24 protein-coding genes are annotated in these 25,492 nt (G+C 51.8%); 19 read left to right on the forward strand and 5 right to left on the reverse strand.

Annotated features, from left to right (window positions below; all coding sequences use genetic code 11):
* Positions 1–35 precede the first annotated feature (35 nt).
* Both EPV75_RS01775 and EPV75_RS01780 read left to right on the forward strand, forming a co-directional pair.
* Positions 36–1,280, forward strand: coding sequence for an efflux RND transporter periplasmic adaptor subunit (locus EPV75_RS01775; protein WP_128384281.1), 1,245 nt, complete (start codon positions 36–38; stop codon positions 1,278–1,280).
* Positions 1,281–4,451 carry an efflux RND transporter permease subunit gene (locus EPV75_RS01780; protein ID WP_128384282.1) on the forward strand — a complete coding sequence of 1,057 codons (3,171 nt, stop codon included), beginning with the start codon at positions 1,281–1,283 and terminating at the stop codon, positions 4,449–4,451. It begins immediately after the preceding gene.
* 23 nt (positions 4,452–4,474) lie between these two features.
* Here EPV75_RS01780 and EPV75_RS01785 read toward each other — a convergent pair whose 3' ends face one another.
* The gene (locus EPV75_RS01785; RefSeq protein ID WP_127120193.1) at positions 4,475–4,915 is read right to left on the reverse strand and encodes a rhodanese-like domain-containing protein; all 441 of its coding nucleotides are present in this window, start codon (positions 4,913–4,915) and stop codon (positions 4,475–4,477) included.
* A 372-nt stretch (positions 4,916–5,287) separates the two neighbouring features.
* On the opposite strand from EPV75_RS01785, the gene tkt reads away from it, so the two are divergent.
* The 6 genes from tkt (at position 5,288) to EPV75_RS01815 (ending at position 12,838) form a co-directional block, all read left to right on the forward strand.
* Positions 5,288–7,276, forward strand: coding sequence for a transketolase (tkt, locus tag EPV75_RS01790; RefSeq protein WP_127120192.1), 1,989 nt, complete (start codon positions 5,288–5,290; stop codon positions 7,274–7,276).
* 70 nt (positions 7,277–7,346) lie between these two features.
* On the forward strand, positions 7,347–8,348 hold the full coding sequence (gene gap / locus EPV75_RS01795) for a type I glyceraldehyde-3-phosphate dehydrogenase (protein ID WP_029939539.1): 1,002 nt from the start codon (positions 7,347–7,349) through the stop codon (positions 8,346–8,348).
* A 161-nt stretch (positions 8,349–8,509) separates the two neighbouring features.
* Complete coding sequence (locus EPV75_RS01800; RefSeq protein ID WP_029939540.1) at positions 8,510–9,691, forward strand: phosphoglycerate kinase; 1,182 nt, start codon at positions 8,510–8,512, stop codon at positions 9,689–9,691.
* 212 nt (positions 9,692–9,903) lie between these two features.
* The gene (gene pyk / locus EPV75_RS01805) at positions 9,904–11,346 is read left to right on the forward strand and encodes a pyruvate kinase (protein WP_029939541.1); all 1,443 of its coding nucleotides are present in this window, start codon (positions 9,904–9,906) and stop codon (positions 11,344–11,346) included.
* Positions 11,347–11,458: 112 nt separating this feature from the next.
* Positions 11,459–12,523: a class II fructose-bisphosphate aldolase gene (gene fba, locus EPV75_RS01810; protein ID WP_127120191.1), complete on the forward strand. Its 1,065-nt coding sequence runs from the start codon at positions 11,459–11,461 to the stop codon at positions 12,521–12,523.
* A gap of 84 nt (positions 12,524–12,607) precedes the next feature.
* Positions 12,608–12,838 (forward strand): hypothetical protein, encoded by a 231-nt coding sequence (locus EPV75_RS01815; protein WP_128384283.1) that lies wholly within the window; start codon positions 12,608–12,610, stop codon positions 12,836–12,838.
* Here the strand turns inward: EPV75_RS01815 and bioD are convergent.
* The 3 genes from bioD to EPV75_RS01830 are packed head-to-tail and all read right to left on the reverse strand — an operon-like array spanning position 12,835 to position 14,869.
* A complete protein-coding gene (bioD, locus tag EPV75_RS01820; protein ID WP_128384284.1) occupies positions 12,835–13,527 on the reverse strand; it encodes a dethiobiotin synthase in 693 nt (230 codons plus the stop codon). The two genes, EPV75_RS01815 and bioD, sit on opposite strands and share 4 nt — an antisense overlap.
* 16 nt (positions 13,528–13,543) lie before the next feature.
* Entirely contained in the window at positions 13,544–14,431 is an 888-nt protein-coding gene (locus EPV75_RS01825; protein WP_128384285.1) for a phosphoribosylaminoimidazolesuccinocarboxamide synthase, read from the reverse strand.
* 15 nt (positions 14,432–14,446) lie between these two features.
* The gene (locus tag EPV75_RS01830; RefSeq protein ID WP_127120187.1) at positions 14,447–14,869 is read right to left on the reverse strand and encodes a phosphate-starvation-inducible PsiE family protein; all 423 of its coding nucleotides are present in this window, start codon (positions 14,867–14,869) and stop codon (positions 14,447–14,449) included.
* 260 nt (positions 14,870–15,129) lie between these two features.
* Here EPV75_RS01830 and rpe point away from each other — a divergent pair, with 260 nt between their 5' ends.
* From rpe to EPV75_RS01880, 11 genes are all read left to right on the forward strand, one after another.
* Positions 15,130–15,834 carry a ribulose-phosphate 3-epimerase gene (rpe, locus tag EPV75_RS01835; RefSeq protein WP_029939547.1) on the forward strand — a complete coding sequence of 235 codons (705 nt, stop codon included), beginning with the start codon at positions 15,130–15,132 and terminating at the stop codon, positions 15,832–15,834.
* Between the two features lie 145 nt (positions 15,835–15,979).
* Entirely contained in the window at positions 15,980–16,663 is a 684-nt protein-coding gene (locus tag EPV75_RS01840) for a phosphoglycolate phosphatase (protein WP_029939548.1), read from the forward strand.
* 25 nt (positions 16,664–16,688) lie between these two features.
* Complete coding sequence (locus EPV75_RS12205; RefSeq protein WP_192894015.1) at positions 16,689–16,853, forward strand: hypothetical protein; 165 nt, start codon at positions 16,689–16,691, stop codon at positions 16,851–16,853.
* Positions 16,846–18,351: an anthranilate synthase component I gene (trpE, locus tag EPV75_RS01845; protein ID WP_068647210.1), complete on the forward strand. Its 1,506-nt coding sequence runs from the start codon at positions 16,846–16,848 to the stop codon at positions 18,349–18,351. Before EPV75_RS12205 ends, trpE begins: the two co-directional genes overlap by 8 nt.
* A gap of 20 nt (positions 18,352–18,371) precedes the next feature.
* On the forward strand, positions 18,372–18,968 hold the full coding sequence (locus EPV75_RS01850; protein ID WP_128384286.1) for an anthranilate synthase component II: 597 nt from the start codon (positions 18,372–18,374) through the stop codon (positions 18,966–18,968).
* A 25-nt stretch (positions 18,969–18,993) separates the two neighbouring features.
* A complete protein-coding gene (trpD, locus tag EPV75_RS01855) occupies positions 18,994–20,016 on the forward strand; it encodes an anthranilate phosphoribosyltransferase (RefSeq protein ID WP_128384287.1) in 1,023 nt (340 codons plus the stop codon).
* Positions 20,017–20,143: 127 nt separating this feature from the next.
* Positions 20,144–20,947, forward strand: a complete 804-nt coding sequence (gene trpC, locus EPV75_RS01860) for an indole-3-glycerol phosphate synthase TrpC (RefSeq protein ID WP_128384288.1) — start codon at positions 20,144–20,146, stop codon at positions 20,945–20,947.
* A gap of 304 nt (positions 20,948–21,251) precedes the next feature.
* Positions 21,252–21,746 (forward strand): adenosylmethionine decarboxylase, encoded by a 495-nt coding sequence (gene speD / locus EPV75_RS01865; protein WP_029939553.1) that lies wholly within the window; start codon positions 21,252–21,254, stop codon positions 21,744–21,746.
* A complete protein-coding gene (gene speE, locus EPV75_RS01870) occupies positions 21,739–22,596 on the forward strand; it encodes a polyamine aminopropyltransferase (protein WP_128384289.1) in 858 nt (285 codons plus the stop codon). The genes speD and speE overlap by 8 nt, the downstream gene beginning before the upstream one ends.
* Before the next feature lie 58 nt (positions 22,597–22,654).
* On the forward strand, positions 22,655–23,854 hold the full coding sequence (locus EPV75_RS01875; protein ID WP_081836881.1) for a type III PLP-dependent enzyme: 1,200 nt from the start codon (positions 22,655–22,657) through the stop codon (positions 23,852–23,854).
* 17 nt (positions 23,855–23,871) lie between these two features.
* Entirely contained in the window at positions 23,872–24,288 is a 417-nt protein-coding gene (locus EPV75_RS01880) for an OsmC family protein (RefSeq protein WP_128384290.1), read from the forward strand.
* A gap of 97 nt (positions 24,289–24,385) precedes the next feature.
* Here the strand turns inward: EPV75_RS01880 and EPV75_RS01885 are convergent, their stop codons facing one another.
* Positions 24,386–25,441, reverse strand: a complete 1,056-nt coding sequence (locus EPV75_RS01885; RefSeq protein WP_128384291.1) for a peptidase M42 — start codon at positions 25,439–25,441, stop codon at positions 24,386–24,388.
* Between the last annotated feature and the right edge of the window lie 51 nt (positions 25,442–25,492).

Raw genomic sequence — 25,492 nt, forward strand, 5'->3', positions numbered from 1 at the left:
GGTGGGCGTGAATGTCGAGGATGAAAGAGGACCCTATGGCGGTATTACAAAAACTGAAAACAATGCGAAAAGGGTTGATGCCGTTATTGATTGTGCTGGGCGCAATCGCCTTATTTGCGATTTTAAAAATGACCAAGCCGGCCCAACCGCCGGTGCAGGTGCAGCAGAAAGTCTGGCCGGTGACGGCGATGACGGTGCAGGCCGAGACGCTGGCGCCGGTGATTTCGTTGTACGGTACCGTGGAATCCAATGCGTTGGTGACGGCGGCGGCACCGGTAGCCGGTGTGGTTGCCAGCTTGCCGGTGAAAGAAGGGCAGGCGTTTCAAAAAGGTGACCCCTTGGTGGCGTTGGCGCAAGCCGATATTGAATTGCCGTATCAAATTGCCAAGGCGGATGTGGCGGATACCGAAGCCGAATTGCGCATTCAGGGGTTGTTGTATGAAGCGAATCGCAAGCGGTTGGATAAGGAAAAGCGCGTTTTGAAAATCAAACAAGATGATGTGAAGCGCAACGGGCAACTGATTAAAAAAGATTTGGTGTCCAAATCGACATTGGATGCTTCCAAAGAGGCGATGGTGCGACAGGAATACACCGTTGTGGGGGCGCAATTGGCGGTGGAAGAAAATAAAGCCAAAGTGGCACAGTTGGAAGCGCGCCTGGAAAAGGCCAAGGCCAATTTGGCGCAGGCCGAAATCAACCGTGAGCGCGGCAACGTTATTGCGCCTTACGATGGCCGGATAGCGAAAGTCTCAGTGGCGGAAGGCGACCGAGTCGCCGCCAATGCCGCAATGGTCACTTTCTACGGTTTGGATTCACTGGAATTGCGGGCCAAGATTCCGGGCTTCCAGTTGGATAAAGTCTACGACGCCATCGAAGACGGCGTTACGTTGGCAGCGGAGCTGAAACTCAATGGTCATGCTTATAAACTGCCGTTGAAACGTTTGGCCGGGGAAGCGACGCCAAGCGGATTGGATGCCTTTTTTGCGGTACCGGCCACGGCCAAAACCGCCAGGCCTGGTGATTTGTGGCAAGTGAATCTGTACGGTCAGCCGGTGCCGAATGTGATGGCGGTGCCTTATTCTGCGTTGTACGGTGCGGACCGTGTCTACATCGTCGTTGACGGGCAGTTGAAAAGCGTGACCATTCAAAACGTCGGCGAAGTCATGGTGGACGGTCAGGTTTGGGCGATGGTGCGCGGCGATTTGCCGGACGGTGCTCAGGTCGCCACCACGCATTTACCGAATGCCGTCAATGGCCTGAAAGTATCGGTGGTGGAATAGATGTCTCACATTGTTCGTCCGGACCAGCACCCGCAAGATTACGAGGGATATCATCCCGAAAAAACGTCGTTTAAATCTCATGGTTTCATCGGGCTTTTCGCCCGCCATAAAGTGGCCCCCAATCTGATGATGATGGTCATGATTCTGTTGGGCTTGGTGGCACTGATGAAGCTCAATGTGCAATTTTTCCCGAATTTCGAACTCGATTACGCCACGGTCAAGGTGGTTTGGCCGGGCGCGAATGCCGAGGATGTGGAAACTTCCATCACCGATCCGATCGAGCGCGTCATTCGCAATATCGACAATCTGGATGAAATGACGTCCACCTCAGCGCTGGGGATTTCGTCGATTACGTTGAAGTTCAAGGAAGGCACCAATATGATCGAGGCGGTCGATCAGGTGAAGCAGAAGATCGATGAATTGCGGAACCTGCCGCAGGACTCCGAAACCCCGATGATCAGTCGGGTGATTCGTTACGAGATGGTGGCGCGTTTGTTGTTGATCAGCGATAACGGCGATTTGAAAGAATTGCGTCACTTGGCACGGCAGTTTGAGCGTCAGTTGCTGGATCAAGGCATTGATAAGGTCGATTACGTCGGCATGCCGGAAGAGGAAATGGCGGTGGAAGTGCCGCAACAGGCGTTGGAGAATTACGGCCTGACGTTGCAGGATGTGTCGAATCAGTTGGCGGGCATGAGTCGTGATTTTCCGGCCGGTTCGGTGGGGGACGACGACAGTGTGCGCGATTTGCGGGCCATCAAACAGGGACGCAATGAAGTGGACTTCGAACGGTTGCCGTTGGTGGTGTCCGATACCCAGAATGTGCTGTTGGGCGACATCGCCAATATCGAGCGCCGCCCGAAAAAGAACGCGCCCATTATTATGGTGGAGGGGCATCCGGCGATTGAGATGAAACTGCAACGCGCCGAATCCGGCGATACGTTGAAGTCCTCGAAAATCATGCAGGACTGGCTGGCGAAAACCGAGCCGACCTTGCCGAGCGGCATTCAATTGAAAGTGTATGACGAAATATGGGCGCTGGTGAACGAGCGGATCATGCTGTTGTTGAACAACGGTGTGGGCGGTTTGATTCTGGTAATCCTGATTCTGTATTTGTTTATGAACGGTCGGGTCGCCTTCTGGGTGGCGGTCGGGATTCCGATTTCCTTTATGGCGACGCTGATGATTATGTATCTGCTGGGCGGCAGCATCAACATGATCAGTCTGTTCGCGTTGATTATGGCCTTGGGGATTATTGTCGATGATGCCATTGTGGTCGGTGAAGACGCGCTGGCCCATTATGAAATGGGCGAGCCGGCGCTGGAAGCGGCTGAAGGCGGCGCGCATCGGATGCTGGCGCCGGTGACGGCGTCGTCCATTACCACGGTGGCGGCGTTTGTGCCTTTGATGTTGATCGGGGCGGAAATCGGGAACATTCTGTTTGCGATTCCGCTGGTCATTATCGCGGTGATTATGGCGTCTTTGTTGGAGAGTTTCGCAGTGTTGCCGGGGCATTTGCGCCATGCATTCAAAAACATCAAGCCGCCGGAAGAGGGGTCGGTTCGTTATCGGCTGGACAACGCCATCGATCATTTCCGGGAAGTGCAGTTCCGTCGTTTGACGCGTTGGGTGTTGTCGCACCGTGCCATTACCTTGGCGTCGACATTGGCGTTGATGATTTTTGCCATCGGTCTTTTGGCCGGAGGGCGAATTGCCTTTGTGTTTTTCCCGTCGCCGGAATCGACTCGTTTGCTGGCGGATGTGCGTTTTGTCGCGGGCACGCCGCCGGAAGTGACGACGCGTTACGTTGATCAGCTTTATCAAGCCTTGCTGGAAACCGAAAAAAACCTTGAGCCGGGCATTGTCAAAACGGCGGTGGTGCATCATAACGAAACCAATAATGGGGAAACCGGGGCCAACTTCGGGGGCATTAATATCGAGCTGGTGGAGTCGGACCAGCGTGAAACCCGAAATGCCGAGTTCATCCAGATGTGGCATGAAAAAGCCGGAAAAGTCCCAGGCCTGGACGTTTTGTCGATTGAAGCGCCACGTAACGGACCGCCTGGCAGCGACATCGATATTCGTTTGTGGGGCGCGGAGCCGGGCGTGTTGAAACAGGCGTCTCTGGATTTACAACAGGTGTTGTCGCAAATTCCCGGTGTATCGGGGGTGAAGGACGATTTGCCGTACGGGCGGGATCAGCTGGTGTATGAATTGACGCCGCAAGGTCAAGCGTTGGGCTTTACCTATGCCTCGCTTGGGCAGCAACTGGCGGATGCGTTTTCCGGGCGGTTGGCACAAATTTTCACCGATGGCGAAGATGAAGTGGAGGTGCGGGTGCAGTATCCGCGCGACGAACAGGCCAAACTGGCCACGCTCGGCAGCATGCAGGTGATGACGCCGGACGGGCAAAGTGTGCCGCTGAGTTCGGTGGCGAAATGGAAAAACCAGCAAGGCTTTGATGCCGTGCGTCATGTGGACGGCCGTTTGACCATTACCGTCAAGGCGGAAGTGGATAAGAGCGTCAATAACGCCAATCGTATTTTGGCCCAGCTTCAGGAAACGACCTTGAAGGCGTTGGTGGCGCAATACGGATTGAGTTATTCACTGGAAGGTCAGAGCGCCAATCAGGCGGAAACCATCGGCGATATGAAAATCGGGCTGCTGATTGGCTTGGCGACCATTTACATTGTGCTGGCCTGGGTGTTTGCGTCCTATGGCTGGCCGTTGGTGGTGATGATGGCGATTCCGTTCGGCTTGATCGGTGCGATTATGGGGCATTGGGTGCTGGGTATCGATATGACAATTCTGTCGTTGTTCGGTTTCTTCGGTTTGTCCGGCATCGTGGTCAACGATTCCATTATCTTGGTGAGTTTCTACAAACGGCTTCGTGAAGAAGGGATGGCGATTAACCAGGCGTTGGAAGAAGCGGTGGTGCAACGGGTGCGCGCGGTATTCTTAACCTCTTTGACCACCATTGCCGGTTTGACGCCGTTGCTGTTTGAAACCTCCTTGCAGGCGCAGTTCCTGATTCCGATGGCGGCGTCCATTGCCTTCGGGTTGATGTTCTCGACCTTATTGATTCTGTTGGTGATTCCGGCGACCTTGTCGCTGTATGAAAATTTCCATGATCGGTTACAGGCCAGAAAGCAGGCCGCTGAAGCGGCCTAAATAACCTCCTTCTAAGGTCAGGGTTACTCGCCTTGGAACCCCGGGTTCCAAGGGTGGTCGCAACGGATCAGGCCGTCTTCGATCGGCGGGGTTTCAATCGGTCCGCCGAAGGCTTTCCAGGCATTGAACCCGCCGGCGAGATTAATCACATTTGTATAGCCCATCTGTTTCATGGTGTAAGCGGCCAGTGCGCCGCGTCCACCGGCCTGGCAGAAAATGATCCAAGGCTGGTTCAGATCCGACAGTTCCGATTCGTGCCCTTCAAAGCACATGTCGCATTTGGGTTCCAGAATGCCTCTGGGGATATGAAGTGACATGGGGATGGTGCCGTCGAGGTATTCCGCCGCTTCGCGGACATCGAGGGTTTTGTAACCTTGCGCCTGGTAGTCTTCCACCTGGTCGCAAGTGATTTCATCAATATTGGCTTTGGCCGTTTTTACGAGGTCTTTCAGTCTAAGTGGCATAGCGAACTCCTTGTCTGGAAAGGGAAAACGTCAAGCCATTCCGATTCTAGCATAGATTTTGAGGAATTTATTTCATCCTGCCGTTGCCTTTCATAAAACCTTCAAATAATGCGTGAAAATGAAAAGCATCATATACCCCGAGCGGCTTGAACCGCTGTTTTCGATTTGATTTTCATCAGGATAATCGCGAAAAAATCCAATTTTTCCCAGTGGTTATTTCACGATAGAAAGATAAGAAAACTTGATGATTTTGTCATTTTGAGAGAAAATGTTCGTCCAATTTTGCACTTGTCACTTTCAAAATGGGTCAAAAAGGCCAAAAAATTAAAGTGGATAAGACACCGAATTTTTATAACTTGAGGGAAGTTGCCAATGTCAACTCGTAGAGAACTAGCCAATGCGATCCGTGTGTTGAGCATGGATGCCGTCCAAAAAGCCAAGTCTGGTCACCCAGGCGCGCCGATGGGGATGGCTGATATCGCCGAAGTCCTGTGGAATGACCACATGAAATTCAACCCGACTAATGCAAACTGGGCCGATCGCGATCGTTTTGTTTTGTCGAACGGTCACGGCTCCATGCTGATTTATTCGTTGTTGCATTTGACTGGGTTCGACCTAGGAATGGAAGACATCAAGCAGTTCCGTCAATTGCATGCGAAAACCGCAGGTCACCCGGAATACGGTTATGCCGACGGTATCGAAACCACGACCGGGCCGTTGGGGCAAGGGATCACCAACGCGGTTGGTATGGCGATTGCCGAGCGTACTTTGGCGGCGCAATTCAACAAACAAAACCACGACATCGTTAACCACTACACTTATGTCTTCATGGGTGACGGTTGTTTGATGGAAGGCCTGTCTCATGAATCAGCGGCCATGGCCGGTACTTTGGGTCTTGGTAAATTGGTCGCTTTCTGGGATGACAACGATATTTCCATCGATGGTCACATCTCCGACTGGATGGAACGTGACGTTGCCGGACGTTTCGAATCGTATGACTGGCACGTCATTCGCGACGTTGACGGTCATGATGCCGACGCGATTGATAAAGCGATCCGTGAAGCCAAGTCCGTTAACGACAAGCCTTCTTTGATTTGTACACGTACGACAATCGGTTTCGGTTCTCCGAACCTGTGCGGTACCCACGATTGTCACGGCGCTCCATTGGGTGACGAAGAAATCAAATTGACGCGTGAAAACCTGGGCTGGGAATACGAGCCGTTTGTGATTCCGGAAGAAGTTTACGAAGGTTGGGATCATAAAGAGCAAGGTGCGAAAGACGAAGCCGAGTGGAACGCTAAGTTTGAAGCTTACCGCGCTGAATACCCAGAGTTGGCGGCGGAATTCGAACGTCGTATGGCGGGTGAATTGCCGGCGAACTTTGAAATGGAAATGGATAAGTTCATTGCGAAAACACAAGACGAAATGCCAAATATCGCCTCTCGTAAAGCGTCTCAAAACGCAATCGAAGCCATGGGGCCATTGTTGCCGGAAATGTTCGGCGGGTCGGCTGACTTGACCGGATCTAACCTGACCAACTGGTCCGGTACGGTGAAAGTGAATCATGCGAATCCAAACGGTAACTACCTGTCTTGGGGTGTGCGTGAATTCGGTATGGCACACATGATGAACGGGATGGTTCTGCACGGCGGCTTCAAAGTCTACGGCGGTACTTTCTTCATGTTCATGGAATTCATGCGTAATGCTTTGCGTATGTCCGCCTTGATGAAAATCGGTACGATTTATGTCTTTACGCACGATTCCATCGGTTTGGGTGAAGATGGTCCGACACACCAACCGGTCGAGCAAATGGCGACCATGCGTGTGATTCCAAACTTCCAAACTTGGCGCGCGTGTGACGCGGTTGAGTCTGCGGTCGCGTGGAAGCTGGCGGTTATGCGCGGTGACGCACCGACAGCTTTGGTCTTCTCTCGTCAAAACTTGACGCCGATGGAACGTACGGCCGAGCAAGTGAAGAACATCGAGAAGGGTGGTTACATCCTGAAAGATTGTGACGGTACGCCGGACATCATCTTCATCGCGACCGGTTCTGAAGTTGGTTTGGCGGTTGAGTCCGCTGAAGCGATGGACGCGAAAGTCCGTGTGGTTTCCATGCCGTCTACCGATGCCTTTGATGAGCAGGATCAAGCCTACCGTGATTCCGTATTGATCCCAGGCGTTAAGCGTGTTGCGATCGAAGCCGGTGTGGCCGAGTCTTGGTACAAGTATGTTGGCTTGGACGGTGATTGCGTTTGCATGAAGTCCTTCGGTGAGTCTGCACCCGCCGGTGAATTGTTCAAGGAGTTCGGCTTCACTGTTGAGAACGTGGTGGCGACGGCGAACAAGGTACTTGGTAAATAACCCATTTCATTTTTTACCAGGCCTGGCCGGTTTACCGGTTGGGTCTGGCGTATTTTAGGAGTAAATAAGAATGACAGTTAAAGTTGGTATTAACGGTTTTGGCCGTATCGGTCGTATGGCGTTTCGTGCGGCTGCAAAAGACTTCAAAAACATTGAAGTAGTTGCCATCAACGATTTGTTGGACCCTGAATATTTGGCATACATGCTGAAGTACGATTCCGTACACGGTCGTTTCGACGGTGACGTCGAAGTGAAAGACGGTAACTTGGTTGTGAACGGTAAAACCATCCGCATCACCGCTGAACGTAACCCGGCTGACCTTAAGTGGGACGAAGTGGGTGCCGACCTGGTCATCGAATGTACTGGTTTCTTCCTGACCGAAGAAACGTGTCAAGCGCACATCGACGCGGGTGCGAAGAAAGTGGTTCAGTCTGCGCCTTCTAAAGATCACACGCCAATGTTCGTTTACGGTGTTAACCATAACGAATACGCGGGTCAAGCGATTGTTTCTGCCGCTTCTTGTACCACAAACGGTTTGGCGCCGGTTGCGAAGGTATTGAACGACAACTTCGGTATCAAGCGTGGTTTGATGTCGACTGTTCACGCGGCGACCGCCACTCAGAAAACCGTTGACGGTCCTTCCATGAAAGACTGGCGCGGTGGTCGCGGTATCCTTGAGAACATCATCCCATCTTCAACCGGTGCGGCGAAAGCGGTTGGTAAAGTATTGCCAGCGTTGAACGGCAAGTTGACGGGTATGGCTTTCCGTGTACCGACATCTGACGTTTCCGTTGTTGACTTGACGGTTGAGTTGGAAAAAGAAGCGTCTTACGACGACATCTGTGCGGCGATGAAAAAAGCGTCTGAAGGTGAGTTGGCAGGCGTTCTGGGTTACACCGAAGAAGCCAATGTTTCGACTGACTTCCGTGGTGACTCTCACCCATCCATCTTCGACGCGAAAGCCGGTATCGCTTTGGATCCGACCTTCGTTAAGATCGTGGCTTGGTATGACAACGAGTATGGTTACACTTGTAACATGATGCGCGTTGTTGAGCACGTTGGAACGCACTAAGCGTTTCCGGTGATCGCAAAGGCCGGGTTGTTTGACCCGGTCTTTGATTGATTTTTCTTGTCGGTATTGGCTCAGTGCCGAAAAGAAAAATGAATTTTTAACAATCGAATGCGCTTTTCCATTGTGAAAAGTGTTTTTAAACTTTAAAAAAAGGACTGAGTATGTCTGTAATTAAAATGTCTGACTTGGACTTGGCTGGAAAGCGAGTATTGATCCGTGAAGATTTGAACGTTCCGGTTAAGGATGGGAAAGTGACCTCAGATGCACGTATCCGTGCCTCTTTGCCAACCATTAAAATGGCGGCGGAAGCCGGTGCGAAAGTCATGTTGATGTCTCACTTGGGGCGTCCGACAGAAGGTGAGTACGCGGAAGAGTTTTCGTTGGCACCGGTCGCGGCCGACTTGTCTGCAAAGCTAGGCAAAGAAGTGCGTTTGGTTAAAGACTACCTGGACGGTGGTTTTGACATTGCGGAAGGCGAAGTCGTATTGTTGGAAAACGTGCGTTTCAATGTCGGTGAAAAGAAAAACGACGAAGCGTTGTCTCAAAAATACGCGGCTTTGTGTGACGTTTACGTCATGGATGCTTTTGGTACGGCTCACCGTGCGCAAGCATCTACACACGGTGCGGGCGCTTTCGCCGGTACCGCATGTGCCGGTCCTTTGTTGGCGGCCGAATTGGACGCCCTTGGTAAGGCTTTGAATAACCCGGCTCGTCCGATGGTGGCGATCGTGGGTGGTTCCAAAGTATCCACTAAGTTGACGGTGTTGGAATCTTTGTCTGAAAAAGTCGACCAATTGGTAGTGGGTGGCGGTATCGCCAATACCTTCATCGAAGCGGCTGGCTACAATGTTGGTAAGTCTTTGTCTGAAAGCGACTTGGTCCCGACCTGTAAAAAATTGAACGAAATCATGGAAGGGCGTGGCGCGGCCATTCCTTTAGCTTCTGACGTGGTTTGCGGGAAAGAATTCTCCGAATCGGCTGCGGCCGAAACCAAAGCGGTTGCGGATGTCGCCGACGACGACATGATTTTCGATATCGGCCCGGATTCAGCGGCTGAATTGGCGAACATCATCAAAAACGCCGGTACGGTTGTTTGGAACGGCCCGGTTGGTGTCTTTGAATTCGATCAGTTCGGTGAAGGCACCAAAGCGATTTCCATGGCGATTGCCGAATCGTCAGCGTTCTCCATCGCGGGTGGTGGTGATACCTTGGCGGCAATCGACAAGTATGACATCGCGGATAAAGTCTCTTATATCTCAACCGGCGGCGGTGCTTTCCTAGAGTTCTTGGAAGGCAAGAAACTACCGGCTGTTGAAATGTTGGAAAAAGCGGCGCAAAAATAAGCCGAAAATCTTTTAGGCCAAGCAAAGCCGCTTGGCCTTTTTATGTTACTTAATATTAACCATTCATTGACGTTTCGTAATTGAAAGGTGAGAGGATGCCTCGGTAAATGAATTTCGATTCGGGAACGATTCCCGATCAGGGAAGTTTATTTCGCGAGTCATCTTGCTTTCTGTCGAACCGCAATGAGACCGTTTGAGGGATGAAAAAGTTTATGGCATCGAGTTTAAGAAGAACAAAAATCGTTGCGACCTTAGGGCCGGCTACGGATCGTGAAGGTGAACTGGAGCGTATGATCCAGTGCGGCGTGGACGTTGTGCGCATCAATATGTCGCACGGCAACGCCGAAGATCACATTCAGCGCGCTAAAAAAGTCCGCGAATTGTCCGCCAAAATGGACCGAGAAGTTGGTGTTTTGGTGGATTTGCAAGGGCCGAAGATTCGTATTGCACGTTTCTCCGAAGGCAGCATTTACCTGGAGCCAGGCGACAAGTTTGCATTGGATAATGATGTGGACCCAATGGCCGGTAACCAGAAAGAAGTCGGCTTGACATACAAAAGCCTGCCATACGACGTCAAAGCCGGCGACCGCTTATTGCTGGACGACGGACGTGTGGTGCTGGACGTGGAAAGCGTCGAAGGCGAACGTGTTAATTGTGTTGTTGTTGTGGGCGGTAAGCTGTCGAACAACAAAGGCATTAACCTATTGGGCGGTGGTTTGTCTGCGTCGGCCCTGACCGAAAAAGATAAAGAAGACATTTTGACGGCCGCTGAAATCCAATGTGATTATTTGGCACTGTCCTTCCCGAGAAGTGCTGAAGATGTCGAGTATTGCCGTTCCCTGGCGGAAAAAGCCGGTTTAGTGTGCAGTATTGTCTCGAAAGTCGAGCGCGCCGAAGCCGTCAATGACGACTTCACCTTGGACAGCATTATTCTGGCTTCCGACGTCATCATGATCGCTCGTGGCGACTTGGGTGTCGAAGTCGGTGACGCTCAATTGCCGGCTCTGCAGAAGAAAATGATCAAGCGCGCCCGTCAGTTGAACCGTATTACCATCACAGCGACGCAGATGATGGAAACCATGATCGAAAACGCGATTCCGACGCGTGCGGAAGTCTTCGACGTCGCGAACGCGGTCATGGACGGAACCGATGCGGTCATGTTGTCGGGTGAGACGGCGACAGGGCATTCGCCAAGTCTGGTCATCAAAACCATGTCGGACATCGCGCATGAAGCCGAGAAATCACGCAGTGCGCGTGAGTCAACGCACCGTATCGATGAATCCTTTACGGCGATTGACGAGACCATCGCCATGGCGGCGATGTATGCGGCGAACCATTTCGGCGTGAAGTGCATCGCGGCCTTGACCGAATCCGGTAATACACCGTTGCTGATGTCTCGCATCAGTTCCGGGATTCCGATCATTGCCTTGACGCCGCACTTGGAAACACGCCGTAAAGTGACGCTTTACCGCGGCGTTTATCCGACCAGTGTCGATTACAGCGACTTGTCGGATGATGAAGTCAAAAACGAAATTCTGGATGAGTTGAAGCAGAAAGGTGTGGCGAAAACGGGTGATTTGATTATCGTGACCCGTGGTCAATCCCGTGGATTGATGGGCGGCACCAACCAGATGGAAATCGTTAAAATTCCATAACATAAAACAATAGAAAACGTTAAAAACCAAAACTTTATTAAGCTTTTTAAAGAAAAGAAAGCTTGTTAGAATACATCGATTGATTTTTTAAACTAATAGAGGAGTCTCGCACATGGCGATGATTACACTTCGTGAACTAATGGACTACGCGGCAGAAAACAACTTCGGTATGCCGGCGTTTAACGTAAACAACATGGAACAAGTACGTGCAATCATGCGTGCGGCGGACAAATGTAACTCGCCAGTTATCCTGCAAGGTTCTGCGGGTGCGCGTAAGTATGCCGGTGAGCCAATGTTGCGCCACCTGATTGAAGGTGCGGTTGAAATGTTCCCGCATATTCCGGTTGTTATGCACCAGGATCACGGTTCTGATGAAGGTGTTTGTTTGCGCGCGATTCAGTCTGGCTTCACTTCCGTTATGATGGACGGTTCTTTGATGTCTGACATGAAGACTCCAGCGTCTTATGAATATAACCGTGACATCACGGCGGCCGTTGTTAAAATGGCTCACGCTGGTGGTGTTACCGTTGAGGGTGAGCTAGGGTGCCTAGGGTCTCTTGAAACCGGTATGATGGGTGAAGAAGACGGTCACGGTTCCGATGAAAAGCTTGACGCAGACGCTTTGTTGACCGATCCGGAAGAAGCGGCACAGTTCGTTAAAGAAACCAATGTTGACTGTCTAGCGGTTGCTGTTGGTACGTCTCACGGTGCTTACAAGTTTACGTCTAAGCCTTCCGATGACGTGCTACGTATCGACCGTATCAAAGAAATCCACGAGCGCATCCCTGACACGCATATCGTTATGCACGGTTCTTCTTCTGTACCGGAAGAGTGGTTGGAAATCATCAACAACTACGGTGGTGACATGGGCCAAACTTACGGTGTACCAGTGGATGCAATCGTTGAAGGCATCAAATACGGTGTGCGTAAAGTAAACATCGATACGGATTTGCGTATGGCTTCTACCGGTGCGGTACGTCGTCACCTGGAAGAAAACAAATCAAACTTCGACCCTCGTAAGTTCTTGAAAGCGGCTGAAGATGCCATGATGGGTATCTGTGAAGCGCGTTTCGAAGCGTTCGGTTGTGCCGGTCACGCCGATAAGATCAAGTCTCTTGGTCTGGAAGAAATGCAAGCTCGCTATGCAAGCGGTTCTTTGGATCAGCGCGTTAAGTAATCGACGCTCTGGATTCAAATCCGAGAAAGCCCGGCCTTGGTCGGGCTTTTTTTATGTCGGTTAAAAAGTGAAAGGAGGTCAACCATGTGTATCGGAATTGGGTTGGCATTGGCGTTTTTGCTGTGGTTCTACAGTGATGCGCTGTTATCGGAATACGGTTTGACGGAACAGATTGGTGCGACGTCTATTGTCGTGGCCGATCATTGGGGAATTGTTTGGGCACTGTGGCCGCTGGCGTTGCTGTTTATGGTGCTCGGCGGGGTAATGGTCTTGCTGTTCTTGAAGGTTCGAAGAAGGCTGACAGAAGGACGTTAAAGCTGTCCTTGGTAGCCATGATAAGGTGTGTGGACGCATGGATAAGGAACCAGCGATTGGAGGTCGGTGAAGTTTTCCGGGTCGGCGTTGTCGGACAGGTCATTGAGTACGATTAAGGCGATCGGCTGCTTGGCCGTTTCCAAGGCTCGGATTGTCAGTAGAGCGTGATTCAGACAGCCAAGCTTGTTGCCAACGACGAGAACAACCGGTAACCCTAGGCGTTGAATCAAATCCAGATTGTCAGCGTCGGGCGTGAGCGGTGAATAAAGCCCTCCTGCACCCTCCACCAGTCGAAACCGGTCTTGTGGTGCCTGGCAAGCTTCGACCAGCTCGTTTAACCGAATATCAGCACCCGCTTGAGCAATGGCGCGAGCCGGTGAAATCGGGAGCTTAAAACGATAAGGGCAAATTGTTTCCAAGTCGTCGGGGGTTTGGCTGGCACTGTGCACCGAGTCAGCGTCTTCCGATAGCAGGCGACCGTCCGGTTGTAGAAGGCAGCCGGACGCAATGGGTTTTCTGGGCGAAATGACCAGGCCTGGTCGTTTTTGCAATAGGTATTCAGCGATGCGGCAGGTGGTGTAAGACTTACCGGTTTCCGTGTCGGTACCGGTGATGAAGAAACCGTTCGGCGTGGCCGAGTCGGTTGCATTCAAAAAGGTATCGACAGTGGGAAGCAGTTCGTCGAACATAAATGAGCCTTTGCGGTTAGGAGTTTTCCATCAGGCGTGCCTGAGCTTCTTGGTATTTTTCCAGGGTCATATCGACGACTTCTTGTGGTAGTTCCGGCCCCGGTGCGGTTTTGTTCCAATCCAGGGATTCCAAGTAATCGCGAATGTATTGCTTATCAAAGCTGTCCGGATTTTTGCCGACTTGATAGGTTTTGGCCGGCCAGAAACGTGAGCTGTCCGGCGTCAGGGCTTCGTCGATCAAATGAATGACGCCGTTTTCGTCTTCCCCGAACTCGAATTTGGTGTCGGCGATGATGATGCCGCGCTCTAAAGCGAATTCCGCCGCCATTTGATACAGCGCCAAACTGTACTGTTTGACTTGGCGGGCTTTGTCTTCTCCGATCAGTTTCACCACTTCTTCGTAAGAGATGTTTTCATCGTGTTCACCGATTTCCGCTTTGGTGGACGGCGTGAATAGCGGTTCCGGTAATTGTTCGGCTTTTTTTAAACCGGCCGGTAATTCGATGCCGCAAACGGTTTGAGTTTTCTTGTATTCCTTCCAGCCGGAGCCGACCAAGTAGCCGCGCACAATGGCTTCCACCGGTAGAGGTTTCAATTTACGCACCACCATGCCGCGGCCGTCCAGTTGTTTCAGTTCCTCGGGTGTGAGGATGTCGGCCAATTGGACGTCGTCCGCCATTTGGTTCGGCAGAATGTCGGTGGCCTTGTTCATCCAGAACTGAGCGGTTTCCGTCAGGATTCGGCCTTTTCCCGGAATCGGCGTTGGCAGCACCACGTCGAAAGCGGAAATGCGGTCGGTGGTGACGATCAGCAGGTGACGGTCGTCCACGTCGTAGAGGTCACGAACTTTCCCTTTGTTGATTAAGGGGAGGCTGGTCAGGTTTGACTCGTAAAGTGGTTGCATAAGCATTCTTCCAGTTTATTTTTTCAAATTCTCTTCCAACTGCTGTCGGTCGGTGTACGGCAGTTTCAAGTGGCCGTAGCGGATGATGATGACGGCAAAGGCGATCATTAGCATGGTCGCGGCCACGGCAATCATCTGCCACTCGGTGAGGTTTTTCATGTCCAGAATCAGGTAACGCGCCAGGGCGATGATGGCGATGTACATCGGAAACCGAATCGGCAGTTTGCCGGAATCCAAATAGATAGCCACCATGGCCAGTACTTCCAGATAAAGGAAAAGCAACAGCAAATCGCCGAGGGTGACCTTCATGTTCTGCACCATGACGATCACTTCCTGAATGCCGGCGATGATGGTGGCCAGCGCAATGATAATCAGCCCGATGACTTCGGTGATGCGAATGCTGCGTTTTAGTGATTTTAAAGCCGGGAAGTGATCCATGACATCTCCTCGTGACGCATGTGGTTGTGTCGTGGTTATCCGTTAAGGGATAACCGTTGTCTTTTGTGGGTGATTTTATCCCAAATCAACGGAATTATCAGAGAGTTTTGCATGGCGGTTTTTTGGCCGTCAAGCGGTTCGACATTTTTCGTAAAATCAAACGATTGGCCAGGCCTGGTAAGATAATGTTTTCTTTTTTAAAATCGGCGAGTCTGGTAAAATGCCCGCAATTTCAATTTCATTCTCAAAAGGATTACGACATGGCTAAGAAAGAAAACTGGATTGCGCCATCGATTTTGTCGGCTGATTTTGCCCAACTTGGAACGGACGTTAAAGACGTTATTGCCTCCGGTGCGGATGTGGTGCACTTCGATGTAATGGATAACCATTATGTGCCAAACCTAACCATTGGGCCGTTGGTGTGCGAGTCTTTGAAAAAATTCATGGACAACGAAGGTGTTAAAGCGCCAATCGACGTGCACTTGATGGTGAAGCCGGTGGATCGCATTATTCCGGACTTCGCCAGCGCCGGTGCGGATTACATCACCTTCCACCCGGAAGCGTCCGAGCACATCGACCGCTCTTTGCAGTTGATCAAAGGGGAAGGCTGTAAAGCCGGTTTGGTTTTTAACCCGGCCACGTCTTTGAGCTACTTGGAGCACGTCATGGACAAAATCGATATGATTTTGATCATGTCGGTGAACCCTGGTTTCGGCGGGCAAGCGTTTATTCCAGAAGCGTTGGAAAAATTGAAAGCTGCACGCAAACTGATCGACGAATCCGGTCGTGATATCCGTTTGGAAATCGACGGTGGTGTGAAAGTGGAAAACATTGCGGAAGTCGCGGCAGCCGGTTGTGATACCTTCGTGTCCGGTTCCGGCATTTTCGGCAAAGCCAACGCGGGCGATGCAAACCGTTATGACACGGTCATCCAACAGATGCGTGATGAATTGGCTAAAGCGTAATTTATTAGCCCAACATCACGGATAGCGCGGTACGGAACGCCAGCTCTGTCTGGCGTTTTGTCGTTTTAAACGGCTGACATAGCCGTCGGGCGAATATATTCTGCGCTGTAAAACAATAACAATTCGAATTATTTGGAAACCTTTAATGAGCCAACAAAAAATTAAACCGGGCTTCATCCTGATCGATTTGGATGGGACTTTGATTGACAGTGTGCCGGATCTGGCCTACTGCGTAGATGAAATGATGAAACAACTGGACATGCCTGTTCGCGGTGAAGACGCGGTGCGTGACTGGGTTGGAAATGGCGTACAGCGTTTGACCGAACGCGCGCTGATTAATTCGGTGGACGGCATGCCGGAACCGGAGTTGATGGAAAAAGCCTATCCGATTTTCCTGGATTTGTATAAAGACAACACTTCCAAGCGTAGCTGTGTGTATGAAGGCGTTGTGGAAGGCATTGAGTGGATGAAGGCACAAGGTTACCGTGTGGCCTGCGTGACCAACAAAGCCGAAGCCTTTACGGTACCGTTGTTGAAAGACAAAGGCCTTTACGATTATTTTGAAGTCGTGGTGTCAGGTGATACCTGTGAAGAGAAAAAACCGCATCCGATGCCGTTGCTGCATGCCGCGGAGCAATTGGGTGTGGCACCGGAAAACGCCTTGATGATCGGTGACTCTAAGTCCGACGTGAAAGCGGCGCGCGCCGCTGGTTTTCACATTTTCTGCATGACTTACGGTTATAATCATGGGGAAGATATTCGAAACTACGAGCCGGATGCGGTGATGGATTCCTTTATGGAATTGCCGAACTATCTGGAAGCCAAATAATCCGAACCGACACGGGTTTGAAACGATGAAGCACCGACTGCTTGAACTGTATCGCTACCTGAAAGCCTTTTTCCTGGTGTTGACCAAGCCGTTCTGGTGCTCGTTTTCCGGACTGTATCGAACCTATTTGTTTAAAAAGCTCGAAAGAGCCGAACGTTCAAATCAAAAAGAGTCAGCTATCAATGAGTGATGCCCACTTCCGCAACTTATCTCAGCAGGGCTATAAAACCGCCCCGGTGATGCGGACGATCTTATCCGATTACGACACGCCCTTGAGTGTCTATCATAAGGTTGCCGCCCAGCCCCAAACCTACCTTCTGGAATCGGTGCAGGGTGGAGATAAGTGGGGTCGCTACTCGATTATCGGGTTGCCGTGCCGCAAGCGATTAGAAGTCAGTGGTCATCAAATCACCCTGTTCGATGGCGATGATGCGGTTGAGCAGCAGGTGTCCGATGATCCGCTGGCGTGGATTGAAGCCTATCAAGCCCGTTATCAGGTGTTCCCGCAGGCCGGTTTGCCGGCGTTCACCGGTGGATTGGTCGGGTATTTCGGCTACGATACGGTGCGTTATGTCGAAGAGCGTTTGCGTGACAGCGAACCGGCGCAGGATGACATTCAGGCACCGGATATTCAATTGTTGGTGTCCGAAGAAATTGTGGTGTTCGATAACCTCAGCGGTCAGGTGCATGTCATTGTGCATGCCGATTTGTCGCAGGACAACGCCTATTCCCAAGCGGAAGCCCGCATCGAAGAAATCGTCACCATGATCAACCAGCCGATGCCGGTGCCGAACGACGTGCCGCGCGATTTCATTCCGGAAGAAGCCGATTTCCAATCCAGCTTCGGCGAAGGGCCTTTCAAAGACGCCGTGGCGAAAATTAAAGAGTACATTTTGTCCGGCGACGCCATGCAGATTGTCATTTCACAGCAGATGTCGATTGATTACGGCGCCGCGCCGATTGATTTGTACCGCGCCTTGCGTTATCTGAATCCGTCGCCGTATATGTTCTTTTTGGATTTCGGTGATCTGCAAGTGGTCGGTTCGTCGCCGGAAATTCTGGTGCGTTTGGAAGACAACACCGTCACGGTGCGGCCGATTGCCGGTACGCGCCGTCGTGGTTTAACGCCCGAAAAAGACAAAGAATTGGAAATCGATTTGCTGTCCGACCCGAAAGAGGTGGCCGAGCATTTGATGTTGATTGATTTGGGTCGTAACGATGTCGGACGGATTTCCGATATCGGTTCGGTGGAATTGACCGAAAAAATGGTGGTGGAACGCTATTCGCACGTCATGCACATCGTCTCTAACGTAAATGGCCGTGCCAAAGCGGGCATGACACCCATTGACGTGTTGCGTGCCACCTTCCCGGCGGGCACTGTGTCCGGCGCGCCGAAAATTCGCGCCATGGAAATCATCGATGAATTGGAACCGGTCAAGCGCGGCATTTATGCCGGTGCGGTCGGTTACCTGGGTTGGCACGGCAATATGGACACCGCCATCGCAATTCGTACGGCGGTGATTAAAGATCAACGTCTGTTCGTGCAGGCTGGTGCCGGTATCGTCGCCGATTCGGTGCCGCAATCCGAATGGGACGAAACCATGAATAAAGGCCGCGCCATCTTTAAGGCGGTGGAATTCGTTTCCAAAGGGCTGAAAACCGACAATCCCGATGTCGGACATCGATAGTGTCGAAGGCAGAATAAATTATGTTGTTGATGATTGATAATTACGATTCGTTTACCTATAACCTGGTGCAATACTTCGGTGAACTCGGCCAGCATGTCGATGTGCATCGCAACGACCAGATCAATTTGGAAACGATCGAGACATTGCACCCGGATTATCTGGTGATTTCTCCAGGCCCGTGTACACCGAACGAAGCCGGTATTTCGGTGGAAGCAATTAAACACTTCGCCGGTAAGGTGCCGATTTTAGGCGTTTGCCTTGGGCACCAAAGTATCGGTCAGGCCTTTGGCGGGAACATCGTTCGCGCTAAGGAAGTGATGCATGGCAAGACCTCGCCGGTGTATCACCATAATATCGGCGTGTTCAATGGATTACCGAATCCGGTGGAAACCACGCGTTACCATTCGCTGGTGATTGATCAAGCCACCTTGCCGGATTGTCTGGAAATCACGGCCTGGACCCAGGACGAACAAGGCCAGATGGATGAAATCATGGGCGTACGTCACAAGACCTTGCCGATTGAAGGGGTACAGTTTCATCCGGAATCGATTTTGACGGAGCAGGGTCATGCGATGTTGAAGAATTTTCTCGAACAAAAGGATCAGAAAACGGCCTGAAAACCAGGACGATGAGGGGTGAGTTATGCAGTTGAAAGAGGCATTAGAACGTTTATTGGATCGTCAGGATCTGTCTTCCGAGCAAATGGTTTCCGTGATGCGGCATATCATGTCCGGCGAAGCCAGCCCCGCTCAAATCGGCGCCTTTTTAATGGCCCTGAGAATGAAAGGCGAATCCATTGATGAAATCGCCGCGGCCGCACAAGTAATGCGCGAGCTAGCGACGCCGGTTCAGGTTCCGGACAAAAATCATCTTGTCGATACCTGCGGTACCGGCGGTGACGGCGCCAACACCTTTAATATCTCAACAGCTTCCGCTTTCGTAGTGGCCGCCGCCGGCGGTAAAGTCGCCAAGCACGGTAACCGTTCCATTTCCAGTAAGTCCGGCAGTGCAGACGTGTTGGAAGCCGCCGAAGCCAATCTGAATCTGAATGCCGAACAAGTCGCTGAATGCGTCGAATCCGTCGGTGTCGGCTTTATGTTTGCGCCGCTGCACCACAGTGCCATGAAGCACATGGTTAATGTCCGTAAAGAAATCGGGGTGCGGACGGTGTTCAATCTGCTGGGGCCGTTGACCAACCCGGCCGAAGCGCCGGCCCAAGTGCTGGGTGTGTACGACAAAGCGTTGTTGAGACCCTTTGCCGAAGTGTTGCAAAAGCTGGGCGCTCACCACGTGATGGTGGTGCACGCCGATGACGGCTTGGATGAAATCAGCATCGCCAGTCTGACCCAGGTAGCCGAATTGAAAAACGGTGAAATCACCGAATGGACCATCGACCCTTACGATTATGATATGGATCATCCGGATTTGGCCGACTTGGCGGTGGATTCGGCACAGGACAGTTTGAACATCATTCATGCGGTGTTCGCCAACGATCACAGTGCGGCGGAAGATATTGTGTGTCTGAACGCCGGCGCAGCCATTTACGTGGCCGGAATGGCGCCGTCCTACCAGGAAGGCGTTGAGCGCGCGAAACTGGTGATTGCCGAAGGCAAAGCCCGTCAGAAACTGAACGAATTCATTCAAAAAACCCAAAGCTTCTTATAAGCGCCTTTAAACGAAAACGCCCAGGCCTGGCCGGTTTTATGATGACCGTTCGCGGCCGATGTGCGGTTCGGATCGCATTGAAGCCGCCAGACAAACCGATAAAAAGAATACAGTAAGAATAGAACCTATGAGCCAGACACCGGACATCCTGAAAAAAATCATTTTACGCAAGCTTGAAGAAATCCAAGCCGGTTGCGACCGCATTCCGCTTCGGGAAATGAAGCAAAAAGCCTTGATGATGACCACTTCGCCGACACGAGGCTTTGCCGATGCGATGCAAGCCAAGTTGGACGCCGGTCAGTCGGCGGTGATTGCCGAAATCAAAAAAGCTTCGCCGAGCAAAGGTGTGTTGCGCGACCCGTTCAACCCGGTGGAGATTGCCCAGAGTTATGCCGAGCACGGCGCGGCCTGTTTGTCGGTGTTGACAGACCAGGATTTTTTCCAGGGGGCGAATGCCTATTTGCAGCAAGTGCATGAAGCGGTGGATTTGCCGATTATCCGTAAAGATTTCATCGTTGACGATTATCAGGTGTACGAAGCACGCGTCATTGGCGCTGACTGTATCTTGTTGATTGCCGCCGCCATCGGCGATGCCCAGATGTATGAACTGACCGAAACCGCGCTGCAACTTGGGTTGGACGTTCTGGTGGAAGTGCACAATGAAGCGGAAATGGAACGGGCGTTGCGTTTGCCGCTGCCGATGATCGGCATCAATAATCGCGACCTGCACACCTTTGATGTGTCGCTGGACACCACCATCCGCATGTTGGAGATGATTCCGGATGATCGCATCGTGATTACCGAAAGCGGAATCTTGGGGCCAGAGGATGTGCAAACCATGCGCGACCATCAGGTCAACAGCTTCTTGGTAGGCGAGGCCTTTATGCGCGCCGAAAATCCGGGCGAAAAACTGGCGGAATTGTTCCGTTGACACCCTTTCAGGCGGTGCCGTCCGGGACCGCCAAATACGTCATGAAAAATTTATGAATTTTCCGATAAAAAGCTTGCAACTTTTTGAAAAAGCGGAATAATACGCTCTTCCTTTTTCACACAGAAACCTTCAGTTCGCTGCGCGAATTTTTAGGCAACAGAAAGAAAAATGGTTATTGCCTCACGTGCGTGTTGCACGTGGCTGGGATTTACTGAACTCAGCCTTTGTTCAGTAAATTATATTTAATCATTCATCCGGGCCGCATGCCTCCTTTGGCCGGGTGTTTTAATAAGGTACTCCTTACATGCCTCATTCAGAAAACGTACTGGTCACAAGTAACGACCATTTTGAAGTGATTGAAAAAACTGCGGTCATCAATGACTCCTGGCCGACACATGACCAGGCCATCGAAGATCAGACGCTGGATCATTTTATTTGCCGTGACGGCAAGACCTTTGCCGGCACACATTTGATTGCCGATTTTTGGGGGGCATCGCGCCTCGACGATTTGGAATTGATGGAAAAAGCCCTGCGTGAAGGGGTTGAAAAAGCCAAAGCGACTTTGCTGCATATTCATTTGCATCACTTTACACCGAACGGCGGCATTTCCGGTGTGGCGGTGTTGGCCGAATCGCACATCAGTGTACACAGCTGGCCGGAGCGTAACTATGCGGCTTTTGACGTCTTTATGTGTGGTGATTCCGAGCCGGAAAAAGCCATCGATGTTTTGAAAGCGGCCTTTACGCCGGAAAGAGTCGGGCTGGAAAATATTCTCAGGGGGGAAGTGACCGATGCCTAAAAGCGCTCAGACCTATTTGGAAACCCTTTATCCGAGTTGGGGACAGCAGTTCGTGATGGATGAAGTGTTGTTTGAAGTCGATACCGGTCACCAGCATTTGGTGATTTTCAACAATGCGCAGTGGGGCACCGTGATGGCGTTGGACGGCGTGATTCAAACCACCGAGAAGGATGAGTTTATTTACCATGAAATGATGACGCACGTGCCGATGTTGGCGCATGGTGCCGCCAAAAAAGTGCTGATCATCGGCGGCGGTGACGGCGGCATCTTGCGTGAAGTGTTGAAGCACGACACGGTCGAGTCGGTCACCCAAGTGGAAATCGATCAACAGGTCATTGATATGTGTGTGCAATATTTGCCGAACCATTCGGCCGGCGCTTTTTCGAACCCGAAAGCGAATATCGTGATTGCCGACGGCGTGGATTTCGTGACCGAGTGTACTGAAAAATTCGATGTCATCATTTCCGATTCCACCGACCCGATTGGGCCGGGTGAAGTGTTGTTCACCTCGCGTTTTTACCAGGGCATCCAAAACTGCCTAAACGATGGTGGGGTGTTTGTGGCGCAGAACGGCGTGAGCTTTATGCAAACCGATGAAGTGACCACCACTTACAAACGCTTGTCGCCGCTGTTTGCCGAAGCGACGTTTTATTCGGCAGCGGTGCCGACCTATGTGGGCGGCATAATGACCTTCGCTTGGGCGACGGATCGTACCGATTTGAACACGCAAAGCGTGGCCGTTTTGCAGCAGCGTTACGACGCCGCCAATTTGAATACCTGTTTTTACACACCGGCGTTACACGCCGGCGCTTTTGCCCTGCCGAAATACGTGCAGGACGCCATGGTTTAACGTTGGTTAAACCGATTTTATGACTCGGCCCGCGGGCCATTAGGAGATAAAACAGACCTTGAACACAGACGCACTTGTCCAACATTTTGCGGAACAAACGCACCCGGATGAACTCGAACAATTCGACCGCTCGACGCTGAGCCAGTTGTTGAAGGAACACGAGACGCCATTTTTGGTGCTGGACTTGCAGGAAGTCGAATACCAGTATCACGCTTTGCAAAACGCTTTGCCGGGCGTGTCGCTTTTTTACGCCATTAAATCCCTGGCGCATCCGGCGGTGATTCGCCGTTTGAAAAAACTCGGCGGCCAGTTCGACCTGGCCACGGCAGGCGAAGTGGATTTGGTAAAAGGTTTGGGCGTGGCCGGCGAACAGTGCATTCACACCCATCCGATTAAAAAGGATAAGGAAATCCGTCACGCGCTGGAATTCGGTTGCCGGCGGTTTGTGGTGGATAACCCGGCCGAAGTGATTAAGTTTGTACCTTATAAAGACGACGTGGAATTGATCATTCGCGTCAGTTTCCGCAGTCAGGACGCCACGGTGGATTTGTCCCGCAAGTTCGGTTGCGCCTTGGAAGAATTGCCAGGCCTGGTGGATTTGGCGATGAGCAATGGCATGACCGTGTCCGGTTTGTCTTTCCATGTGGGGTCGCAATCCCTGTCGCCGTTTGCCCAGGTGAATGCGATTCAGGCGTCGTTGGCGGCGATGAAGGAAATGGCGCATGTGTCCTGGAAGTGGTTGGACATCGGCGGCAGTTTCCCGGTGTCTTATCAAGGGCCGGTGATGCCGATTGACGATTTCTGTGCGCCGATTCGCGAGGCTTTGTTGGACGTGCCGGAGGGGATTGAAGTCTTCGCCGAGCCGGGTCGGTTTATTTCCGCGCCGTCGATGATCGAAGTCCTGCGCATTGTCGGTAAAGCCAAGCGCGGTGCGCGGACTTGGTATTATCTGGATGACGGTGTTTACGGTGCCTTGAGTGGGCAGATGTATGACCATGCGCAATATCCGATTACCCCGTTAAAACCGTTCGACCCGACCGGCGATTTCTTCCCGAGCGTGTTGGCAGGACCGACGTGTGACAGTGTGGACGTCATCGACGAAGACATTGAATTGCCGGATTTGGCGGTGGGCGATGTGCTGGTGGCGAAACAAATGGGGGCTTACACCATTGCGTCCGCCTCGGAATTTAACTATTATCCTAAACCCAAAGTGGTGGTGGTCGAAGATTTGATCGAACACCCGGAAGACGAATCGTAAACATTCCAGGAGGATTTATGGCCACAGTAGTGAAATGGCAGGGCGGCATGGCCTTTAAAGGCACAACCGAAAGCGGGCACGACGTCCTGATGGACGCGGCGCCGGAAGTCGGTGGTGAAAACAAAGGCGCTCGTCCGATGGAAATGGTGCTGCTGGGGCTGGGCGGTTGTACCAGCATCGATGTGATGATGATGTTGCAGAAAAGCCAGCAGGACGTCACCGATTGCGAAGTGGCAATAGAGTCCGAACGCTCCGATTCCATTCCCAAGGTGTTCACCAAGATTCATGTCCACTTCAAGGTGAGCGGACATGGCTTGAACCCGAAGAAGGTCGAGCGGGCCGTGAACCTATCGGCGGAAAAATACTGCTCGGTGTCGAAAATGCTCGAGCATTCCGTTGAGATGAGTCACGACTTCGAAATCATTGAGGTGTAAAGTTGGGGTTGCGCGGCTACCGCGCACCCGAAACGCATAACCGTTCTTTAAAAACGCCCAGGCCTGGGCGTTTTTTCGTTTCAGCTCTCTGACAAAATCAATCCAGTTTCGCCACTTTTTTCAAGACGGTCAAGAACGCCTGGCAGGCTTCGATGGAAGCGGTTTCGTCCATGGTGTGATAACCGGTGGTCGGAATCTGCAAGGTGGTGCCGTGCACCAGGCCGTTGGCATTGGCCGTGATGCGGCCCAGTTCCGTACGCCCAATGCTTTGTTTCGGCTGACCGTTCAACTTGGCCTGCTGATTGAGTTGCTCGATGTATTCGTCCTTGAAGCCGTAAGGAATGTCCAGTTCGTAACAGAGTTGTGCCAGTTGCCGGGTGGCTTCCGCATTGAACTCGGCGTTTTCGTCGCGGTTTCGCAACACCACCAACTGTTTATCGGCTTCAGTTCGGTTTTTGTACGGACTGGTGTCGAGCACATAAAGCTGGTTGGTGGGGTTGCCGAAACGGCGAAACCATTCCAGTAGGTAGCGCCAGCTCCCGCCGGACTCTTCTTCTGCGGTGAAAAACGCCGTGCCTTGGTACCCCAGACTGAACAGGTGCACCAGCATGGCGGCGGTGAGCACGTTATCGAGCTGACCGGACAGCAGGCCTTGTTGAATTTTCAATTTGTCCTGAAAGCCGACCGGCGTGCCGGCGACCAAATGTTCCAAGCCATTCACTTCAAAAATCAGGTTGTTGCGGAATTCACAGATATAAGCGTTATCGATGGTGCCGGAACCACGGTAGGCGCCCGACCAGGGTTCATACGCGAGTACCGGCGTGTTTTCGAAACGGTTCATCAGCGTCATTTTTAGCTCGTCACTGACATCGTTGCCGTGCAAAGTGGTCATGCGTCCGGCGATAAAAGCGGCGAATTGGAATTCGTTGGGGCCGGTGCAAATCAATCCGTGGCGATCAATGTGGCTGGACAAAAAGGTGCTGTCAGGCCGCTCGCCCTGAGCGACTAATAGGCCTTCATACCAGGTGACTCGTGCACCGCGCTCTTCCAGTTCGCGTTGCAGAACGCGGAAAAAAGAATGTTCGGCGCCGACCACACTGGGTTGTCGAATCAGGGATTTAAGTAGGTCGATAAACTCGTTGAAGCTGTCCATGGGCGGGGTCTCAAATGGAAAATCAGAGGGTTTTTCCAACCATTTTAAGGG

The organism is Hydrogenovibrio thermophilus (assembly GCF_004028275.1).
Classification (GTDB): Bacteria; Pseudomonadota; Gammaproteobacteria; order Thiomicrospirales; family Thiomicrospiraceae; genus Hydrogenovibrio; species Hydrogenovibrio thermophilus.

Coding starts and splice junctions, on each gene's coding strand:
- EPV75_RS01775 (WP_128384281.1), top strand. CDS start 36: ATGGCGGTATTACAAAAACTGAAAACAATGCGAAAAGGGTTGATGCCG.
- EPV75_RS01780 (WP_128384282.1), top strand. CDS start 1,281: ATGTCTCACATTGTTCGTCCGGACCAGCACCCGCAAGATTACGAGGGA.
- EPV75_RS01785 (WP_127120193.1), bottom strand. CDS start 4,915: ATGCCACTTAGACTGAAAGACCTCGTAAAAACGGCCAAAGCCAATATT.
- tkt (WP_127120192.1), top strand. CDS start 5,288: ATGTCAACTCGTAGAGAACTAGCCAATGCGATCCGTGTGTTGAGCATG.
- gap (WP_029939539.1), top strand. CDS start 7,347: ATGACAGTTAAAGTTGGTATTAACGGTTTTGGCCGTATCGGTCGTATG.
- EPV75_RS01800 (WP_029939540.1), top strand. CDS start 8,510: ATGTCTGTAATTAAAATGTCTGACTTGGACTTGGCTGGAAAGCGAGTA.
- pyk (WP_029939541.1), top strand. CDS start 9,904: ATGGCATCGAGTTTAAGAAGAACAAAAATCGTTGCGACCTTAGGGCCG.
- fba (WP_127120191.1), top strand. CDS start 11,459: ATGGCGATGATTACACTTCGTGAACTAATGGACTACGCGGCAGAAAAC.
- EPV75_RS01815 (WP_128384283.1), top strand. CDS start 12,608: ATGTGTATCGGAATTGGGTTGGCATTGGCGTTTTTGCTGTGGTTCTAC.
- bioD (WP_128384284.1), bottom strand. CDS start 13,527: ATGTTCGACGAACTGCTTCCCACTGTCGATACCTTTTTGAATGCAACC.
- EPV75_RS01825 (WP_128384285.1), bottom strand. CDS start 14,431: ATGCAACCACTTTACGAGTCAAACCTGACCAGCCTCCCCTTAATCAAC.
- EPV75_RS01830 (WP_127120187.1), bottom strand. CDS start 14,869: ATGGATCACTTCCCGGCTTTAAAATCACTAAAACGCAGCATTCGCATC.
- rpe (WP_029939547.1), top strand. CDS start 15,130: ATGGCTAAGAAAGAAAACTGGATTGCGCCATCGATTTTGTCGGCTGAT.
- EPV75_RS01840 (WP_029939548.1), top strand. CDS start 15,980: ATGAGCCAACAAAAAATTAAACCGGGCTTCATCCTGATCGATTTGGAT.
- EPV75_RS12205 (WP_192894015.1), top strand. CDS start 16,689: ATGAAGCACCGACTGCTTGAACTGTATCGCTACCTGAAAGCCTTTTTC.
- trpE (WP_068647210.1), top strand. CDS start 16,846: ATGAGTGATGCCCACTTCCGCAACTTATCTCAGCAGGGCTATAAAACC.
- EPV75_RS01850 (WP_128384286.1), top strand. CDS start 18,372: ATGTTGTTGATGATTGATAATTACGATTCGTTTACCTATAACCTGGTG.
- trpD (WP_128384287.1), top strand. CDS start 18,994: ATGCAGTTGAAAGAGGCATTAGAACGTTTATTGGATCGTCAGGATCTG.
- trpC (WP_128384288.1), top strand. CDS start 20,144: ATGAGCCAGACACCGGACATCCTGAAAAAAATCATTTTACGCAAGCTT.
- speD (WP_029939553.1), top strand. CDS start 21,252: ATGCCTCATTCAGAAAACGTACTGGTCACAAGTAACGACCATTTTGAA.
- speE (WP_128384289.1), top strand. CDS start 21,739: ATGCCTAAAAGCGCTCAGACCTATTTGGAAACCCTTTATCCGAGTTGG.
- EPV75_RS01880 (WP_128384290.1), top strand. CDS start 23,872: ATGGCCACAGTAGTGAAATGGCAGGGCGGCATGGCCTTTAAAGGCACA.
- EPV75_RS01885 (WP_128384291.1), bottom strand. CDS start 25,441: ATGGACAGCTTCAACGAGTTTATCGACCTACTTAAATCCCTGATTCGA.